16 protein-coding genes are annotated in these 19,385 nt (G+C 50.3%); 10 read left to right on the top strand and 6 right to left on the bottom strand.

Going from position 1 to position 19,385, the window contains the following annotated elements:
* The first annotated feature begins 25 nt into the window (after positions 1-25).
* Positions 26-2,098, top strand: a complete 2,073-nt coding sequence (gene glgX / locus P6287_RS20680) for a glycogen debranching protein GlgX (protein ID WP_277975267.1) — start codon at positions 26-28, stop codon at positions 2,096-2,098.
* A 73-nt stretch (positions 2,099-2,171) separates the two neighbouring features.
* On the opposite strand, the gene P6287_RS20675 is transcribed toward glgX, so the two are convergent.
* Positions 2,172-5,468 carry an autotransporter outer membrane beta-barrel domain-containing protein gene (locus P6287_RS20675; RefSeq protein ID WP_277975266.1) on the bottom strand — a complete coding sequence of 1,099 codons (3,297 nt, stop codon included), beginning with the start codon at positions 5,466-5,468 and terminating at the stop codon, positions 2,172-2,174.
* Positions 5,469-5,757: 289 nt separating this feature from the next.
* Here P6287_RS20675 and P6287_RS20670 point away from each other — a divergent pair, with 289 nt between their 5' ends.
* The 4 genes from P6287_RS20670 to P6287_RS20655 all read left to right on the top strand — a co-directional run bounded on the left by P6287_RS20670 (position 5,758) and on the right by P6287_RS20655 (position 8,906).
* On the top strand, positions 5,758-7,401 hold the full coding sequence (locus tag P6287_RS20670) for a methyl-accepting chemotaxis protein (RefSeq protein WP_277975265.1): 1,644 nt from the start codon (positions 5,758-5,760) through the stop codon (positions 7,399-7,401).
* 215 nt (positions 7,402-7,616) lie between these two features.
* The gene (locus P6287_RS20665; RefSeq protein WP_210080204.1) at positions 7,617-8,084 is read left to right on the top strand and encodes an STM2901 family protein; all 468 of its coding nucleotides are present in this window, start codon (positions 7,617-7,619) and stop codon (positions 8,082-8,084) included.
* The gene (locus P6287_RS20660; protein ID WP_210080203.1) at positions 8,078-8,404 is read left to right on the top strand and encodes a DUF1493 family protein; all 327 of its coding nucleotides are present in this window, start codon (positions 8,078-8,080) and stop codon (positions 8,402-8,404) included. Before P6287_RS20665 ends, P6287_RS20660 begins: the two co-directional genes overlap by 7 nt.
* Before the next feature lie 16 nt (positions 8,405-8,420).
* The gene (locus P6287_RS20655) at positions 8,421-8,906 is read left to right on the top strand and encodes an Hcp family type VI secretion system effector (protein ID WP_277975264.1); all 486 of its coding nucleotides are present in this window, start codon (positions 8,421-8,423) and stop codon (positions 8,904-8,906) included.
* A gap of 53 nt (positions 8,907-8,959) precedes the next feature.
* Here P6287_RS20655 and P6287_RS20650 read toward each other — a convergent pair whose 3' ends face one another.
* On the bottom strand, positions 8,960-9,442 hold the full coding sequence (locus P6287_RS20650; protein ID WP_101761317.1) for a cold shock domain-containing protein: 483 nt from the start codon (positions 9,440-9,442) through the stop codon (positions 8,960-8,962).
* Positions 9,443-9,632: 190 nt separating this feature from the next.
* Here P6287_RS20650 and P6287_RS20645 point away from each other — a divergent pair, with 190 nt between their 5' ends.
* Positions 9,633-10,331 carry an RluA family pseudouridine synthase gene (locus P6287_RS20645; protein ID WP_277975263.1) on the top strand — a complete coding sequence of 233 codons (699 nt, stop codon included), beginning with the start codon at positions 9,633-9,635 and terminating at the stop codon, positions 10,329-10,331.
* A gap of 20 nt (positions 10,332-10,351) precedes the next feature.
* On the opposite strand, the gene P6287_RS20640 is transcribed toward P6287_RS20645, so the two are convergent.
* The gene (locus P6287_RS20640) at positions 10,352-10,891 is read right to left on the bottom strand and encodes a DUF2058 domain-containing protein (protein ID WP_101761315.1); all 540 of its coding nucleotides are present in this window, start codon (positions 10,889-10,891) and stop codon (positions 10,352-10,354) included.
* Between the two features lie 306 nt (positions 10,892-11,197).
* Between P6287_RS20640 and P6287_RS20635 the strand changes: the two genes are divergently transcribed.
* Positions 11,198-12,178, top strand: a complete 981-nt coding sequence (locus P6287_RS20635) for a DUF1852 domain-containing protein (protein ID WP_110867169.1) — start codon at positions 11,198-11,200, stop codon at positions 12,176-12,178.
* 29 nt (positions 12,179-12,207) lie between these two features.
* Positions 12,208-13,239 (top strand): methionine synthase, encoded by a 1,032-nt coding sequence (locus P6287_RS20630; RefSeq protein ID WP_277975262.1) that lies wholly within the window; start codon positions 12,208-12,210, stop codon positions 13,237-13,239.
* A gap of 60 nt (positions 13,240-13,299) precedes the next feature.
* Here the strand turns inward: P6287_RS20630 and P6287_RS20625 are convergent, their stop codons facing one another.
* Positions 13,300-14,769 (bottom strand): glucosyltransferase domain-containing protein, encoded by a 1,470-nt coding sequence (locus tag P6287_RS20625; protein WP_277975261.1) that lies wholly within the window; start codon positions 14,767-14,769, stop codon positions 13,300-13,302.
* A gap of 211 nt (positions 14,770-14,980) precedes the next feature.
* Between P6287_RS20625 and yajD the strand changes: the two genes are divergently transcribed.
* Positions 14,981-15,328: an HNH nuclease YajD gene (gene yajD / locus P6287_RS20620; RefSeq protein WP_101761311.1), complete on the top strand. Its 348-nt coding sequence runs from the start codon at positions 14,981-14,983 to the stop codon at positions 15,326-15,328.
* Between the two features lie 48 nt (positions 15,329-15,376).
* On the opposite strand, the gene fliD is transcribed toward yajD, so the two are convergent.
* Positions 15,377-16,789: a flagellar filament capping protein FliD gene (gene fliD / locus P6287_RS20615; protein ID WP_110867167.1), complete on the bottom strand. Its 1,413-nt coding sequence runs from the start codon at positions 16,787-16,789 to the stop codon at positions 15,377-15,379.
* Positions 16,790-17,082: 293 nt separating this feature from the next.
* Here fliD and P6287_RS20610 point away from each other — a divergent pair, with 293 nt between their 5' ends.
* Positions 17,083-17,946, top strand: coding sequence for a PRD domain-containing protein (locus P6287_RS20610; protein WP_277975260.1), 864 nt, complete (start codon positions 17,083-17,085; stop codon positions 17,944-17,946).
* A 39-nt stretch (positions 17,947-17,985) separates the two neighbouring features.
* On the opposite strand, the gene ascB is transcribed toward P6287_RS20610, so the two are convergent.
* Positions 17,986-19,380 (bottom strand): 6-phospho-beta-glucosidase, encoded by a 1,395-nt coding sequence (gene ascB / locus P6287_RS20605; protein WP_277975259.1) that lies wholly within the window; start codon positions 19,378-19,380, stop codon positions 17,986-17,988.
* Positions 19,381-19,385 lie beyond the last annotated feature (5 nt).

Below are 19,385 nucleotides of genomic sequence, written 5' to 3'. Positions count from 1 at the left end.
GATTAATCTGTGTGGAGAATAATGGATGACAAGTAAGCCTCTAGAAATTACAGCAGGTTCGGGACAAGTGCTTGGCGCTAACTATGATGGCCAGGGCGTGAACTTTGCGCTGTTTTCGGCCTGCGCTGAGCGAGTCGAGCTGTGTTTGTACGATGAGAGCGGCGAAAACGAAATCGCCCGCTTCGATTTACCGGAATACACCCATGAAGTGTGGCACGGCTACATTCCCGGCTTGCAGCCCGGCGCGCTCTATGGCTATCGCGTACACGGCCCGTACGAGCCGGAAAATGGCCATCGCTTTAACCCTAACAAACTGTTGCTCGACCCTTACGCACGCGAACTGGCGGGCGAATTGCAGTGGGACGAGTCGCATTTCGCGTATGATCTGCTGCATGAAGGTAAGGATTTGAGTTTCGATACCCGCGACAGCGCACCGTTTACGCCCAAATGTGTGGTCATCGATCCCAATGAATTTGACTGGCAGGATGCTAATCGACCGAATATTCCGTGGTCAAAAACGGTCATTTATGAAGCCCACGTTAAAGGTTTTAGCCAGCTTAATCCGGCGGTGCCCGAAGAGATGCGCGGCACTTACGACGGTTTAAGCAATCAGGCTTCGATCGATTACATCAAAAGCCTGGGCGTAACCACCGTGGAGCTGCTGCCGGTGCACGGTTTCCCGGACGATCAGCATCTGCTGGATCGCGGTCTGAAAAACTTCTGGGGCTACAACACGCTGGCGTTCTTCGCCCCGGCCACGCGCTACTTTGGTCCGCGCGGGATTCAGGGCTTCCGCGATATGGTACGCGCCTTCCACGATGCTGGCCTCGAAGTGATCCTCGACGTGGTTTACAACCACACCGCCGAAGGCAATGAACTCGGCCCCACGTTGTCGTTTAAAGGCATTGATAACTACTCTTATTACCGCACGCTGCCGGATCAGCATCGCTACTACATCAATGACACCGGCACCGGTAATACCGTGAATACGTCGCATCCGCGCGTGCTGCAGATGATTCTGGATTCGCTGCGTTATTGGGCCGAATCCATGCATGTTGATGGCTTCCGTTTCGATCTCGGCACCGTGCTGGGCCGTGAACCGGAAGGCTTTGACCAGCGTAGTGGCTTCTTCGATGCCATCATGCAGGATCCGGTGTTGTCCAAACTGAAACTGATCGGTGAGCCGTGGGATATCGGGCCGGGCGGTTATCAGGTTGGCGGCTTCCCGCCAGGCTGGGCGGAGTGGAACGATAAGTATCGCGATACGGTGCGTGAGTACTGGAAAGGTGACATGGTCACTAATGACTTCGCCGCGCGCCTGCTCGGTTCTGGCGATCTCTACGACCAGCGCGGTCGCCGTCCCTGGTCCAGCATTAACTTCCTTACCGCGCATGATGGCTTCACGCTCAACGATTTGGTTTCGTACAACGAGAAACACAACGAAGCCAACGGTGAAGATAATAATGACGGCCATAACGAGAACCGTTCGTACAATTACGGTGCGGAAGGCCCGACGGACGATGAAGGCATCAACGCGGTACGTGAGCGGCAGAAACGCAACTTCCTCGCCACGCTGCTGTTCTCGCACGGCACGCCGATGTTGCTGGCGGGTGATGAGTTTGGTCGCAGTCAACTCGGCAACAATAACGGCTACTGCCAGGACAGCGAGATTTCCTGGCTGCATTGGGAAAACCTGCCGCCTTCTGCTGATGCGCTGCGTGACTTTACCCGGCATATTCTGGCGTTACGCGCTCAACAACCGCTGCTGCGGCGTGAAAGCTGGCGCGATGGTATGGAAATCAAATGGTTTAACGCCGGTGGCGGCTTCCAGCAGGATGATCAATGGGATGATGGCACCACGCTCGGGGTGTATCTCGGTCGCCCGGATTTAGAGCCGGAGGAAGGCATCTGGCATGACGTGTTGATGCTGTTTAATCCGTATGAAGGCAATGTGCCGTTCAGTATTCCACAGTTTGGTGAAGGCGGCTGGGTGCTGGAGCTTTCGACGTCTGACAGCGTTGAGAAAGGGTTAGTGATTACCAAGGAGAAGGATTTCGAGCTGGAAGGCCGCAGTATGGCGCTGTTCCGCAGGCCGTAATTATATAAATTTGCGCAATAAACTGCGCCGCTACAGAAGCATGCATGCATTCGTAGCGGCGCGATTTGTGTTATCAGAAATTAACTTTCACGCCCACCATCGCGCTGGTATCGCTGTAACCCTTATCCCCCATCTGCTGACCCATATTGCCCCAAAGATTAACGGTTTTATTCAGCTTCGCATCGACACCCACTTTCACTTCACCGAGGTTACGCGCTCCGGCTTGCTGCACGCTGATGCCATTCATGCTGCTGCCAAAGGTTTCGGTGTTGTGCACCCAGTTGGCTTCGATAAACGGCTCGAAGGTGCGGTTTTTACCATCATCAATGGCATTGTGGCCTTTGATGTAAGCGCGAACACCCAGACGCGTTTGCAGGTTGTTGTCGCCTTCACCCACCACACGCGTGCCGTTTTGCTCTTGATGATCCTTCGCTTTCACGCCCATCCAGGTCGCCTGCGCCTTCGGCTGCAGATAGACGCTGGAACGCTCGCTCATCTCCGCGACTTTGAAGCTGTAACCGGCTTCCACTGACGCGGTGATGCCTTTCGATTTGTAGCTCTCTTCCGCGATGCCATCACCTTTCACGCTGTTATCAAACCAGTTGTAGAGCATCCAGCTGTCAACATAAGCTCCGGTCTTGTCAGCGTTGTCCTGCAACCAGGTCGCGTAAACGCCCGTGCTGTAACCGTGCACCTGACCTTTTGCGGTGTAACCCGTCACGTTGGAGTGTGTGTTACTTTGCGCATTAGCGTAGCCGCCCATGACACCCAGATGGAAACGGTCCGCACCATTACTGCTCCACTGGGCGATATCGCCGCCTAACTGCATCACATAACGGTTACCGGTGGATTTCAGCTGGCCGGAACTATCGCTGAAGCGCGTGTGTCCACCTGCGTTACGCAACCACAAGCTGGTGGCGTGTTTCTTACCGTCTGCGCCAATGTAGTGGGTCTCACCCAGACGATCATCCAGCGAGGTGGTAAATAAGGTATTCGCCGCAGCAAGGTTAGCCGCATAACTGCCCGCTTCCGGACGCGTAATCGGGAAGCCTTTAACCGGCTTGCCCACATCGCCCGCATTACCTGAGCCACTGCCTGGCGTGCCGGTATCATCGCCTGGCGTGCCGGAGCCGTTGTCAGGATCGCCAGGATTAACCGGATTGCTGCCTGGATTGCCCGGTGCCACGTTGTTGCTGTTGCTCTCCAGTACCCATTTATTGGCATCCTGCACCAGATGATAATCGTAAGCACCGGCCACAATACGGCCCTGCTGGGTGAACGTACCGTTTACGTTGCCATCGACGCGAATCAGCTCGATACCATCGATGGTTTGCGCGCCGATGCCGCCGGCGTTCTGCACCACCACGTTGCTGTTACCGTTGTAATCACCGGTGATGTGCAGATGATCGGTCTCTGAGTGGTCATCCATCAGATGGGTTTTGAAGTCGATGGTACCGTTGGTGCTGTTCAGGCTGCTCAAGGTCACCTGGCTAAAGCCGGTGCCGGGCGCGGTCATATTCAGCGTGGCGTTATTCAGCGTCAGATTATCCACCGCAGAGCTCGACGTAACATTCCACTGGCTGCCATTCGCCAGGTTCAGATTTTCCAGTGAGCTGGTCGCACCACTCCAGACGGAGTTGTTATCGAGGTTGATGATGTTAGTCGCGGTGTTGGCGCGATCGATGATGACATCACCGTTAAATACTGAGCCGTTATCACCGGTCAATGTCACATTGCTCACCGTGCCGCTATTGCCAATGCCTGCGGATAACAGCGTCGCGCCGGTTAATGCGGTGCCGGAAGTGGTGACTTTGGTATCGGCAGTGCCGGAAACCACCATTGCACTACCTTCACTCGCAGTAACCGCGCTGTTGCTCAGCGACACGGTGTTGTTGCTGACCGCATCAGACTGGAACAGCATACCCGCACTGTTCGCGCCGGTGAGCGTGATCTGTGAATTGGTTAAATCGACGCGGTTGTCACCATCACGCATCCCCATCCAGATACCCGAAGACAAAGCTGCGCCATCCTGACCCGCGATATTCACGCTGACACGGTCGCCCCTCAGCGTTCCACCCTTAAGAACAGCCAACCCATCAGCATTACTAACGTGGTTGAATTCAACATTATCCAATTCAACCAGGGCGCCTTCGCTAACGCGAACGCCGAGTAAATTTCCACGTGTACTGTTGACCTGGACATTCTTCAAGCTGGCTAATCCACCAGTATAACGGGCTGCCACTGCGGCTCCTAAGCTCGTCAAATCGTTGGTCACCATCGTATCAGGCGCCTCAAGGCCATTATTATTAATAACGGTATTAAACGCTGTTACTGTGCCTGATGTTGCTGCAAGACCCAGAGCTGAGGTATTTATCGTCGCGTTACGAATGTTTACTTCACTGCCCGCATTTAGTGCCTGAACGGAAGTGGTGGGTCCGGAGGTAGTAATTGTGCCGTTATCATAATTCACTACCGCTCCGCTGCCGCTAGCACGTAATCCATAAGAGTTAATTCGGTCGGTAAAAATGGTTGTGTTGGTTAAATTGACCGTGCCACCGTTCTGCGCCATTACCGCTTCTGAAGAAGACCCAGTCGTGCTTATTTTGCTGTTAGTAATATCTATTTGACTTCCAGCTCCTGTCGCATAGGCACCTAATGCCAGATGTCCGGAAGTTGCGAGTGTGCTGCCATCGATGGTGATTTTTCCGCCTCTTGATGCGTAGGCAGAATGACCGCGTTCACCTGAAGTGCTGGCAATGGTGTCGCTAAGATTAATATTGCCATTAGAACCTTGCGAAACCAGACCATAGGCCGATGATGTAATTGAACTATTGCTGAGCGTGGCTGAGCCATCAACAACATGTACACCGTAGCTCGATGAGCCGCTGGTGTTGATATGGACGCCATCCGCATTAATGTTGCTGTTGTTTTGCGACATCATGCCCTGCGCAGAGGACCCCGAGGTCTTAATTTCAGTGTTCTTCAGCGTGATGGTTGCGCCCGTATTTGCCATCGCACCCACACCGGCGGTGCCGCTGGTGGTCAGCGAACCGTTGGTAAAGGTGATCGAACCCTTATTCGATGCGCTCAAGCCGCGCCCGCTTTCACTGTTGTTTGCGGTCGAGACGATATCCTGTCCGTCGTAGTTTAAGATTGCACCGTTGGCGATAATCGCCGCGGCGAATACGTTGCTGACAGGTAATGTGACAGCGACAGCCATCGCCAGGCCAGAGAGCACCGCTGTTTTCCGCGCTGCACTGCCCATCGCATTACCCGAAGATTGGGATTTAACTTTGCCTTTGGCCAGCTCAGAGGCCACCACATAACGCTGCGTTGCAGCATGCCAAATCACGCGGAATATTTTATTCATGGGACTTTACTCTCTCTAAGTTCAGAAACTTTCACGATTTCCGAAATGATAGAGAGCGGGTCTGTAAGGCAATATCGGAGGGAGCGCGGAGTTTTGTAGTCCTTTACTTATTCAATGCAATACAGCGCTGGTATCCGGCAAAAATGTTAAAAATTAGCGTGATAACCAGTTGAAGACTTAAACCCTGAATAAAAAAATTAACTAATTTCCTCAATCTGCCGATGGTTATTAATCTGCCCTCTTCCCTACGCGGCTTTTGCCGGGACGCTTTAAGATTAAGGATAATAAAATGAACATCTCTCAACGTCTGTTTGCCACCTTTTCCATACTGTTTGGCGCCATCATCCTGCAAGCGATACTCGCCATTTCCTTACTCTCTGGTTTTCAGGATCGCTTTGAATATGTACAGGCCAATGCGATTCCCTCGATCAAAGATCTGGGGAAACTGATTGATGGCAGTAACCAGTTGGCGTTAACGCTCTACAAACACAAAAGCCAGACCGACGACAGCAAAATGCCGGCTATTGAGGACGAGATCCAGAAACAGCTGGCGGATTTGAAGGCGCAGACCGATTACTACATGGCGCACGATATCTCCAGCGATGAAGATAAGCGCTTGACCGAAGTCGCTTATGCCAATATTCAGCACGTCACCGCCGCACTGGCGCCGTTTATCACCGCCTCGCGTGCGCATCAAAATGATATCAGCCTCAATCTGATTGATGGACAAACAGGTATCGGAGCCGCCATTCGCCAGCTGATTAGCGATTATCAAAAACAGCTGCAGCTGAATATCGCCATTGGCGATGAACTGCGCGCCACCAACCGCAGCACGTTCCACTCGGTGTTATGGACGACCATCACCGGCGTTATCGCCACCGTGCTGATTTTTGGCGTGCTGTCGCTGTTCACCGTATTGCGTATCCGTCGCAGCTTGTCTGCTGCGGGCAAAGTGATGATGACTGCCAGCGAAAACCTCGATTTGACGCTGAAAGCAGATGAGAGCCGTCGTGATGAAGTGGGCAACATGGCGCACTCGTTTAACGTCCTGATGGATCGCGTATCAGGCGCGCTCTCCTCGGTGCGTCAGGCGTCACAATCAGTGAGCAGCGCATCGGTACAGATTTCCGCGGGCAATGAAGATCTCTCATCACGCACCGAGCAACAGGCGGCATCGCTGGAGCAGACCGCGGCCAGCATGACCGAGCTGAGTGAAACCGTGCGTCAAACCGCGGATAACACGCGCCAGGCCAGTCAGCTTGCCGCTAACGCCAGCGGATTGTCGGAGAAGAGCAGCACATCACTGACCACCATGCTTTCAACCATGGATAACATTCGTGGTAGCTCGCGCAAAGTGACGGAAATCGTCTCGATCATTGAAGGCATCGCCTTCCAGACCAACATTCTGGCGCTGAACGCTGCCGTTGAAGCCGCACGTGCCGGTGAACACGGCAAAGGCTTCGCCGTAGTCGCCGGTGAAGTGCGCAACTTGTCGCAACGTTCAACCACCGCCGCGCACGAAATCAAAACGCTGATCGAAGAGTCACATCGTCTGACCGAAGCCGGTGCTGCGCAGGCCAGCGACGTAGGCCGTAATATGAGCGTGATGAACGATGCCATTCATCAGGTAAGTCAGTTGGTGGAAGAGATTGCCGCTGCCGCAGTCGAGCAGAGTCAGGGCATCGTGCAGGTGCAGCAAGCGGTGAATCAGATGGACGACGTTACGCAGCAGAACGCCGCGCTGGTGCAAGAAGCCTCTGCCGCTTCGCAATCGCTGCAGGAGCAGGCCGGGAATTTGAATCAACTGGTGGGTAAATTCCATGTCGCGGCGGCTGGCGAAGTTCAGCAAAAGCAGGCTGTGGTGCGTACGGCTTCATTCGTTAAACCCTCGCGCGTTGCGGTGGTGAATGATGCGGATTGGCAGAGTTTTTAAGCTGATTTAGCCGGTGCGCAAAAATGTGCACCCTACGAAAACGCTGGGTCGCCAATCATGGCGACCACGCGGCCTTTGCCAGGCAAACGCTGCCATAATCTCCCTAAACTCTCCAATAGTTAACCCGCTATTAGTGGTTCCACTCCTCTCTTTTGAACAAAAAATAGCGTTCATCACGTTGTAATCTGGCCGCCTGTAATTCAGGGAGGATGATTATGGATACGGTTGAGCAGCTTAATGGGACGTACTTCTATGCTGGACGTTCGAATCTAACGAGCAGTGAACTCCTTTTTATGATTTTTTGTGAAAAGGTTGTCGAACAATATGGACTGGGTGTTGCTGATTTTTCAGCTGTTGCGGCTATCGTTTCAGGTAGAAATAACTTATCAACGAGAGGGAAGATTGGTGGTAATACCACGAAAGGAACTTCCTATGCCTCTAAGGCTTCACGAGCCGTATTCAAGAAAGCTAAATTCCCTTATGGGATTGAACTTCCAACATGGTTAGGGGGTTATACCCCATGGACTGCAAGGAAAATCTATGTAAGGAATATTGGCACTTTTGTGGGGCGAACCGTTCCACTACTCGGTGTCATTATACTCGCTGCCGATATATCCCAAATAGTTTACTGTACAATCAGGGACTACAACTTTATTGTCTCAGAAGCAGATAAAATATGGTAAGTAATATCGAACAGCAAATATATGATTTCATTCGGCCGTATGCCGGAACCTATTTGTTCAACATTAGAAAAGTGATTCTTACCCATGAGACTGATCTCGATACCGATCTGAGTATTGATGAGTATGAGGTTGAGGAGTTAATGAAAGAGTATTTTACGAAATTTAACGTTGACCCCGCTGGTTTCGATATCAAAGTTTATTACCCAGACATCCCATTTTCCTGGAATCCTTTTAAGAAAACTATTCCAGTTCAGGTTCCCGACTTTACGATAGGAATGTTAATAGAGTCCGCTAAAGCAGGCTGTTGGTTATATAAATAATACAAGGAGAATTGACATGGCAGTTCCAGTTCATATGTGGATTAAAGATGATGGCGGTGCTGTAATTCGTGGTGGTTCTGATGTGATGAACCGAGAAGGGAGTATCGAGCTGAGAGGTATTCACCATAATCTCAGTATTCCCACGGATAACAGCTCCGGCAAGCTGACTGGTACCAGGCAACATGCTCCGTTTCAGTTCGAGAAGGAAATTGATTCTGCCTCCCCTTATCTTTACAAGGCAGTCGCCACAGGCCAGACGCTGAAAGCTGCGGAACTCAAATGGTACCGCATCAGCGATGCCGGTCAGGAAGAAGAGTACTTCAACATATTAATGGAAGACGTAAAGGTCATATCGATATCGCCGATCATGCATGACACGCGTAATTGTCCAGGAACCGGGCATATGGAAAGCATTGCGCTGCGTTATGCGAAGATCACGTGGAAATATGTTGATGGAAACATTCAATTCAACGATGCATGGAACGAAAGGCCAACGGCATAATCAATGCGGAAATCCTGCGTGAGGATTTCCGCTGAGAATTAATCAGAATATCTTCACACCTTAAGCATTTTCACCGTGGCATCAATATCAATTTCATCTGCCGTGAAAATCAAAGTCGTTCCCTGAAAGGTGGTTACCGCCAGTTTTTTCAGTGAGCGCGTTTCATCCGGCTTAACGTCTGTTTTCGGCTTGATGCTATTCATCAGAATACCTACCGACAGCACGGTATTCTCTTTATCGATGCGCGTTTCAACCGGCACGTCTTCGCTGTAAACCACATAAGATTTGATCGAGGTGAGCTTCAGGCGCTCGCCGGCAATATAGATGTATTTGCTCTCAGGTGAGACCTTCACCGCATACGCGGACAAACCTTTGTTATTGGTGGTGGGTTCAAAGGTCACCGCCGCGTCTTTCTTAATCAGCTCAGGGTTAGCGACCTTAATCACATGGAAATAGCGGTTATCGCCATTTTCATCTTTGATAAATCCAAAACCTTTATCCTGAAACCAGGTTGTGATCGTTCCGTTCATCGCCATTGCCGCCTACCTAATCGTTATCTACTCAGTTTTTTCAGCGCGCAGTGTAAAGCACATTGCCTGCGCAGACCACGTCTTTGCTTTAAGTCTGGACGATAAATTTCGCCTGAGCGAATAGACACATGCCCGGATTCGCCAGTTGCCGCAAAATTCGCTATTATCCGCATCCCTTCGCCAGCCGGGCAGCCTGATGTCTACGATTATCGATACCTTTATTGCCCCGCAATGTCTTGAAGAGATTGAGATTCTCTACCAGGACGATCATCTGCTGCTGATCAATAAACCAGCTGGTCTGCTCAGCCTGTCGGGGAAGAATCCGCGCAATCTCGATTCTGTGCATCATCGGTTAGTGAAGCTTTTCCCCGGCTGCACGCTGGTGCATCGTCTGGATTTCGGCACATCAGGGTTAATGGTGATTGCCCGCAATAAGGCGATCAATGCCGCAATTTGCCAGCAGTTTAGCCAGCGCAGCGTGACCAAGATTTATCGTGCACTGTTGTGCGGGCATCTGCATGACGACGAAGGTGTGATTGACGCGCCGATTGCCAAAGATCCGACGCTATTTCCATTGATGTCAATTTGCCCAATCAATGGTAAGCCAGCTCGCTCACGCTATCGGGTAATTGAGCGCACTCATCACCTAATGGAAGATAGGACGTTCATGCCATTAACGCGGGTGGAACTTACGCCAGAGACTGGACGCACCCACCAGCTGCGTATCCACTGCCAGCTGTTGGGCCATCCGATTTTGGGTTGCGACCTGTATGGCGGTCTTATGCTGGCGGGGACCGAACACATCCCGCGTCTGATGTTACACGCCAGCGAGTTGAAGTTTGTTCATCCGGTCAGCGGCGAGTGCCTAAACGCCCGGTGTGCCTGCCCGTTCTGACAACGCAACCGGCGTTGTGCTTACCACATTAAATCATCAGGCACTTTGAAATCAGCGTACGGATCGTCTTCATCCTGAGCTTCCTGACTCAATGCACTATTCAACACGATGCTGTTCGCATCACGCTGTGCAATTTTATCGGCGACGCTGGCGGGAATAATCGCGTATTGGCTCTCGCCTTTGCTATCGACGGCCAGGCGCGCAATCGCCAATCGGCCATTAATCAGTTGTGTCTGCGTTTGCTTATCGACGTCGATTTTTTTAATCAGATTATTGTCGGTGAAATTAAAACCAATATTGCCTTTAGAGATATCGATTTTGTTCATTTCAATCAGCTGCTTGACCTGCGCTTTGTACTCTTTCGATAACGCCGCTTGCTTTTGCTGTTCGCTCAACTGCTTATCACGCTCAAGCTGAGCCTTTTTGTTCTCTTCCACCGCTTCTCTGGCCTCACGAGCCTGAACGCGTGATTTCTTAGCGGTTCTCTGGACCTTGTCCATTTTTTTGCTGCTGACTAAGCCTGCTTTCAGCAGCTGCTCTTGTAAGGTGAGTTTTGCCATTGTCATGTCTTAACCGGTTAAAAATTTGTGGAAGAGTATACCTTTAATTGTAGAGCCTCTGCCAGGTTGAACAGGCTGGCTACAGTGAGCGCCGTTCATCCTCCTCTCCTCATCATGAAATTCCTTCATGTTCGATGAAATTAAATCACTTTTTTTCAACCAGTGACTCAGGCATAAAAGTACCATTGTTAATAACTTAAAATAATATCAAGCCTGCTGAATGAAAGTACCCTGCAAAAGCATTGGGAAATCCTGAAATTCAGCGACAGCAAGGCTTTATATTGGTAACCGGGATAGCAGACTAAAATGAACAACGCCTTTACTTTTACTGTTAAGAGCCTTCGTTTCGACGAAAATTACAACCCTTCTGGCAATACACGCATCACCACCAATTTTGCCAATTTGGCGCGTGGTGAGAAGCGTCAGGAGAACCTGCGCAACGCCTTAGTGATGATTGATAACCGTTTCAATTCACTGGCGCATTGGGACAACCCTAAAAGCGATCGTTACGCGGTTGAGCTAGAGATTATTTCTGCTGAGCTGAATCTGGGTGCTGAGGGCAACAACAGCACCTTCCCGGTGATCGAAATATTGAAAACCAATATCGTTGATAAAAAAACCAACGAACGCATTGAAGGGATTGTTGGAAATAACTTCTCTTCTTACGTGCGTGATTATGATTTCAGCGTTTTATTGTCTGAGCACAACAAGAACCATACTGAATTCCGCACGCCAGATAATTTTGGCGATCTGCATGGCAACATCTTCAAGCATTTCGTTAACTCAGAAGCTTACAAAGCGAATTTCAATAAAGCGCCGGTTATTTGCCTGAGCGTATCCAGTAAAAATACCTATTACCGCACCGGTAATGAACATCCGGTATTGGGCATTGAATATCAGCAGGATGAACTTTCTCTGACTGACGAATACTTCGGCAAAATGGGCCTGCGGGCACGCTATTTTATGCCGGCAAACAGTGCTGCGCCTCTGGCCTTCTATTTCCATGGCGATTTACTCAGTGATTACACCAATCTTGAGCTGATTAGCACCATCAGCACCATGGAGACGTTCCAGAAGATCTACCGCCCTGAGATTTACAATGCGAATTCTGCAGCTGGTAGACACTATCAGCCAAGCCTGAGCCATCAGGATTATTCTTTAACGCGAATTGTTTATGATCGAGAAGAACGTAGCCATCTGGCTATTGAACAAGGAAAGTTCACGGAAGAGCGCTTCATCAAGCCATATCAAACTCTTCTTGAGCAATGGTTTACTCCCGTTCTTTGATTACCGATAAAAATATAAGGTCACCTGCTATGAAAAAATTATTACCGACTTCCACTGCTGGTAGTTTACCGAAACCATCGTGGCTGGCTCAGCCGGAAACGTTGTGGTCACCGTGGAAATTGCAAGATCAGGAATTAACCGACGGCAAACAAGATGCGCTGCGTTTGTGCCTGGACGATCAACTGCAGGCAGGAATTGATATCGTCAGTGACGGCGAGCAAACCCGCCAGCACTTCGTCACCACCTTTATTGAACATCTCAACGGCGTAGATTTTGAGAAGCGCGAGATCGTTAAAATCCGCGATCGTTATGATGCCAGTGTGCCGACCGTTGTGGGTCCGGTGAGTCGTCAAAAATCAGTATTTGTTGAAGATGCAAAGTTTTTACGTCAGCAAACTGATCGTCCCATTAAATGGGCGCTGCCGGGTCCAATGACCATGATCGACACGCTTTATGACAACCACTATAAAAGCCGCGAAAAACTGGCATGGGAATTCGCTAAAATTCTCAATGAAGAAGCGAAAGAGTTAGAAGCGGTGGGCGTCGATATTATTCAGTTTGATGAGCCGGCATTTAACGTCTTTTTCGACGAAGTGAATGATTGGGGTATCGCAACCTTAGAAAGAGCCATTGAAGGGCTGAAATGCGAAACCGCAGTGCATATTTGCTACGGCTATGGCATCAAAGCGAATACCGACTGGAAAAAGACGCTGGGCACAGAATGGCGTCAATATGAAGAGATATTCCCTAAACTGCAAAAGTCGAATATCGATATCATCTCACTGGAGTGTCAAAACTCGCATGTGCCGATGGAGTTGATGGAACTGATTCGCGGCAAAAAAGTGATGGTTGGTGCCATTGACGTGGCAAGCAATACCATTGAAACGCCAGAAGAAGTTGCAGCAACGCTGCGTAAAGCCCTGCAGTTTGTTGATGCTGATAAACTCTACCCTTGCACCAACTGCGGCATGATTCCTCTGCCACGCGGTGTGGCAAGAGGCAAGCTAGATGCATTGAGTGCAGGTGCAGAAATTGTTCGCAAAGAACTGTTGAATAAATAACATCAGATAAAAGCTCAGTCCGGGATTATTACCCACCCGCAACCGGACTGAGCCGTTGAATTAAAGTTTATTAATCTGCCCACCCGATTTTCTAAAATCAATCACCATCGTTTGCCCATCCTGAAAGGCGTCATAATCGGGTCCCTGCGCCAGAACCTGACGCGGTTTAATTACTCTCATTTCATCCGTTGCTTTCACCGCTTTCAATCTCAAACCTACATGTTTGATCAGCGCCAGCCATATCCACGGTTCAGACTCACCCAACATTTTCATGCGGATATGATCGATGATGGGGAAGTTACGAATATTGGTTTGTACTTCTGGAGCATCATTCAACTGCCCAATAAAGGCGAGTGAATCAATCGATTGGGCAGCGGGAGCAGAAAGCGTGATTTTGATCTGATTCATCACCTCCATTTGATATCGTTGATCGTTAACTACAGTGTTAAAAGTGACCAGCATCACCACCAGATGATAAAACAGCAATATCGCACTCAATCCCGCCAGCCAGCTTCTTATTGCAGGTAATGAATAAACGGCTACATAGAAACAGAACAGGAAAGTAATGCTGCATGCGCCCAGCATACGCGGTGCAAATAACGGCGTGGCTAAGGCCAATGAAAGTCCGGGGATGGCGATGATGACGATCAATCCCGCACTGAACAGCAATAAGACCGCACTTAGCGTCAACTTCTGCTGCTGTTTTAAGTTTCGAACCATCAAAATAAGGCCTGAAAACATTATGAGCATAAGCAGCCCTATAAATACCATCATGCCGCGCGGATAGGCGCTGAGAAAAAGGTCACTGAACGCTTTAATAGTGTTGATAAGTACTTGCAGAGAATCGGAGTTCAGTGATAACAACTTGCTGTGTTTCATGCTGTACCAGTCGATCTTCACCGGCAATAAATATTTCATCGCGAGTTTATAAACCAGGATGGCAATGCCCAGCGCCACTATTTTCCCGCACAGCCACTTCCAGCTAGATTGATCATTTACCAGTCGAGAGACGACCAGCAAGGCTACGCAGGCAATATAGACATTGAGCCCAGGCTGATAGAGTGTCTGAATCAGCAATAATATCAGCGCCGTGTAAACGATCTCCTGAAAAGGCTTTGCGCGATTAACCATGCTTGCCAGCATTGCGCCTGCAAATGACAGAAGTATGGTGAGACTGTCATAGGTATAGAGCATTCCCTGCGTCAGAAAGGGATTAAGAATGATAAATAGCGGTGGGAGAAATGACCAGAAACCCGCAAGCGGAATTCTCAATCTTTCCGTGAAAAATACCGCAGCAATACTTAGCGCCAGCAATCCGAGCAGTAAATTAAGCGGAGAAATATCGCTGACCGTATCACCAAAAGAGATCAGGGATTGTAATAACCAGGTGCCCGGCCTCCCGTTACTTAGCCATGTTGATCTATCCCCATCTAATATCCGGTAAAGATCATCCCGATAATAAATTTTGTTGGTCCATAGAGGGATCGTGGCCAGCAATGCCACCATCATAGTCAAAGCAATACGTTGCATCCGGCTTACCGACGGAGAATCATTAACGGGCATCATTTTATGAGTGAATTTCCATCGAACGGGGTCGGGCGGCCTTTTATTTCCGCGTAGTTACAAACTAGTGTAGGCGGTTTTTTTAGAACGGATGCTCAGGAATGATAAACATCATTGGCAGCTGCGGGATGTGCAGATAACATGTCGCTTTATCTCTTTCAAACAGGCAACGTCGGCAATGGCTCTGATCCCTAAAAACTACTCGCGGCTGGAAAGCGGCTATCGTGAGAAAGCATTAAAAATCTATCCGTGGGTATGCGGCCGCTGCTCGCGTGAATTTGTTTATTCCAACCTGCGCGAATTAACCGTTCACCATATCGATCACGACCATACCAATAACCCAGAAGATGGCAGTAACTGGGAGTTGTTGTGCCTCTATTGTCACGATCACGAGCACTCGAAATACACCGAAGCGGATCAGTACGGCACACGTGTTGTGGCAGGTGAAGATGCGCAGAAGGATGTTGGTGAAGCCACCTATAATCCTTTTGCCGATTTGAAGGCCATGCTGAATAAGAAAAAGTAAGGCTAGTTTCAGAAATAGCGATCGCCATTTATGGCGATCGCGTTACGCTTACTTATTGGTCTTTGTACTATTGCTGAACTGCTCGGTGAGATAGTTGCTGGTGTTATTCAGCACGCTGACCATCTTATCCAGATTGGTGAACTGCTTTTTATACCGCGCAATCGTGTCATCAATACGTTTGCTGGCGGTATTGTACTGATCGGTTAGCGTATTCAGTTTTTTACTGATGGAATCCGTCGCGCCCTGCAACACACCTTTACTGCTAAGAAATGCGGTGAATGTGGTGTTCAGCACCGTCGAAACACCGGTTTTTTTGCCATCACCGACAAACATGTCCCGAATCGCTTCTGGTTTCACTTGCAAGCTGGTGGTCAGTTTGGTGGCATCCAGCTTAAGTTGGCCGTTAGTGGGATCGGTAGTAATGCCCGCCTGAGATAGCGTTTTATAAACACCTGAACCCGAGCTGTTGGCCAGAATACTTTTCAGTTGCACCTGAATATTACGCAGCGTGCCATCACCGAGTAGCGCTCCATTCTTCCCGTCCGGATCTTTACCCGCATCCACTGGCGTGTATTTAGTCAAACTCGCCATCGTATCCTGCAGCGAGTTATAGGCATTCACCCAATCGGTAATGGCGGTTTTCGCCTTGTTGGTATCGCTGCTCACCGTCAGCGTTTGGTTGCCGCTGGTTTCATCGTTAAGCTTCAGCGTGATGCCTTCCACCGCGTCGGTGATAACGTTGCTGCTGCTCTCAATCGCCACATTGTTTACGGTCAGCTTGGCATTCTGCGCCTCGACGCTTTGCGCCATGCCGCTGCTGGCCGCATCTGATGCATCAAAGCCGATAAAATCCTGCAAGGTATCATCGCCGGTCACGCTCAGCGATTTCACCGCATTGGCGGTGCCGGATGCCGATGATGTCAGCGACAAACGGTATTCCGTGGCGGAGACCTTAATCAGGCTTGCAGTAACGCCAACGTCAGATTTGTTGATGGTGTCACGAATCGCCGAAAGCGAAGTCTGATCTTTGGTTAGCGTAATGCTTTTCTCTTTACCTTCCGCGTTAACAAATTTCAGGGTTCTGGACGCGGCATCGCTACCTATCGCCGCTTTGATATCGGTTTTCGTCTCGCTGGTTAGCGTCTGGGATTGCGCCAGCTTCTGCACGCTGATGGTGTATTTTCCCGCCAGCGCATTGCCGTTGGAATCGGCGCTAAACGCACTGGAACTGGATGCTGTGGTCGTCGAAGTATAAAGCGCGGCATCGTTTAATTTATTGTTTGCCGTCTGGAAGGTCTGAATCGCGGTTTTAAGGGTGCCGTAGGCGGACAACTTCGCGGTCGCAGCGGATTGTTGTTTGGAAATCGGTGCCAGCGATTGTTTTTCTGCCGCGGTCAGTTTGTCGAGAATGGTGCTTAAACCCAGTCCTGAACCGACGCCTAATGTTGAAATCCCAGTCATGTACGCAACTCCTGTTAATTTAACGTTACGGTACTATCGGCAGCCTTAACGCAAACTTTATAGAAATCTGATCATTTCCTTACGCTATCCTTACATTCATTAAATTGCGCCATCAACGCATCTGATTCATTGCGCTGGAAATATGATGCGTTTCACATTTAACTGTCGCTCTGCTTGTCGGGAAAGCAGAGCCGATTATGATCTGGCGAGATTGTTACTGCGTTCAGCGCAGGCAAAACCTGACACGCCGTCCTTCCGGTGGGTCAGGTTTTTTATTTTCAGGGCAGATAAAAATGAAAATCGCGAAAATCCTCAACAATAATGTCGCGGTGGTGCTGGGCGACAACGGCAAAGAACAGGTGGTGATGGGACGCGGTTTGGCGTTTCAGAAGCGCGTTGGCGACGAACTGGATGCACAGCAGATCGAAAAAGTGTTTGCGCTGCAAAGCGACACCTTAACGGGCCGACTCAGCGAACTGCTGTCGGATATCCCGCTCGAGGTGATCACCACCAGCGAACTGATTATTGCCAATGCGCGTCAGCAACTGGGCCAGCCGCTGCATGAAAGCCTCTCCATCGCACTGTGCGATCACTGCCATTTTGCGATTGAGCGCCACCAGCAAGGTATCCCGATTCGCAACGTGTTGAAGTGGGAGATCAAAACGCTCTATCCGAAAGAGTTTTCCCTCGGTATCGAAGCGCTGGCGCTGATTCGCCAGCGGCTTGGCGTGAAGTTACCTGAAGATGAAGCCGGATTTATCGCCCTGCATCTGGTGAATGCGCAGCTCGGCAATGATTTCGCCGATGTTTCTCACATCACGCAATTTATGCAGGAAATCCTGCATATCGTGAAGTATCGCCAGCAGCTGGATTACCGCACAGAGAGCCTGAGCTACAACCGTTTCGTCAACCATCTGAAGTTCTTTGCACAGCGCATGTTAGGCAAACGCGGCGTGTGGAGCGAGGATGAATCTTTACATGATGTGGTGCGCGACAAATATCCGCTCGCCTATCAATGTGCAGTGAAGATTGACCAGCATATTCAGCAGAAATACCTGTATCAGCTCTCCAGCGAGGAACGCATGTTTCTCACCATTCATATTGAGCGGGTACGCAAAGAGACGCTGGCGTTGCAGGATGATGCGGACGAGGCGTAAACCAGGTGCGCATGATTGCGCACCCTTCATTCAACTCACTTATTTCAACGCTGCACCATGGCTACGAATCACGTCCTGATACCAGAAGAAACTCTTCTTACGTGAACGCGCCAGCGTGCCGTTACCCGCGTCATCGCGATCAACGTAGATAAAGCCGTAACGCTTGGAGAACTCGGCTTTTGACGCGCTGACCAAATCAATCGGCCCCCAGCAGGTATAACCCAATACCTCGACGCCATCTTCAATCGCTTCACGCACCTGCACCAGATGATCGTTGAGATACTGAATACGGTAATCGTCGTTAATTTGCCCGTCCGCTTCCACCACATCTTTGGCACCAAGCCCGTTTTCTACGATGAACAATGGCTTCTGATAGCGGTCATAGAGGATGTTAAGCAGAATGCGCAACCCTTCAGGGTCGATCTGCCAACCCCAATCGGAACTCGGCAGATGTGGGTTCGGCACCATCGAGAGAATGTTGCCGCGCGCTTTCTGGTTCTCCTCTTCGTTAGTGGTAACGCAGCCGGTCATGTAGTAGCTGAAGGAGATGTAATCGACGGTGTTTTGCAGGTCATGCTTATCGGCATCGGTGATCTCAATGCTGATGTTACGATCGGCGAAGAAGCGCTTCATATAGGCCGGATACGCGCCGCGCACCTGTACATCGCCAAAGAACAGCCATTCGCGGTTCTGTTGCAAGGTTTCCAGCACGTCCGCCGGACGGCAGCTCAGCGGATAGAGCAGCGCGCCCAGCAGCATGTTACCGATTTTGCCGTCCTTAACGATTTCATGGCAGGCTTTCACCGCGCGCCCGCTCGCCACCAGCTGATGATGAATCGCCTGATAGATTGCCTGCTGATCGCTCTCTTCCGCCAGACCTACGCCGGTGAACGGCGCGTGCAGCGACATGTTGATCTCATTAAAGGTCAGCCACAGCTTCACCTTGTGCTGGAAGCGGGTGAACACCGCGCGCGCATAGCGTTCAAAGCAATCAATGGTGATGCGATTGCCCCAGCCACCGTACTTTTTGATCAAGCCGTACGGCATTTCGTAATGTGACAGCGTCACCAGCGGCGTGATGTTGTATTTCGCCATCTCATCGAACAGGCGATCGTAATAGGCTAATCCCGCTTCATTGGGTTCCGCTTCATCGCCCTGCGGGAAGATGCGCGTCCAGGCAATCGAGGTACGCAGCACGGTAAAGCCCATTTCGGCGAACAGTTTGATGTCCTCCGGGAAGCGGTTATAGAAATCGATGGCGGTATCCTTGATGCCAAAATCGTCATCGCTGCGCTCGACGCGTGCACCAAATATGCCCTTGGGTTGCAGGTCGGAGGTTGATAAACCTTTGCCGCCTTCCTGATACGCGCCTTCAACCTGGTTTGCGGCAACGGCGCCGCCCCATAAAAATCCGTCCGGGAAACGTTTAGTCATCTGTT

Source organism: Pantoea sp. X85 (assembly GCF_029623675.1).
Taxonomy (GTDB): domain Bacteria; phylum Pseudomonadota; class Gammaproteobacteria; order Enterobacterales; family Enterobacteriaceae; genus Pantoea; species Pantoea leporis.
The sequence above is the reverse complement of the archived record's forward strand: the minus strand, read 5'-3'. Positions and strand labels throughout refer to the sequence as shown.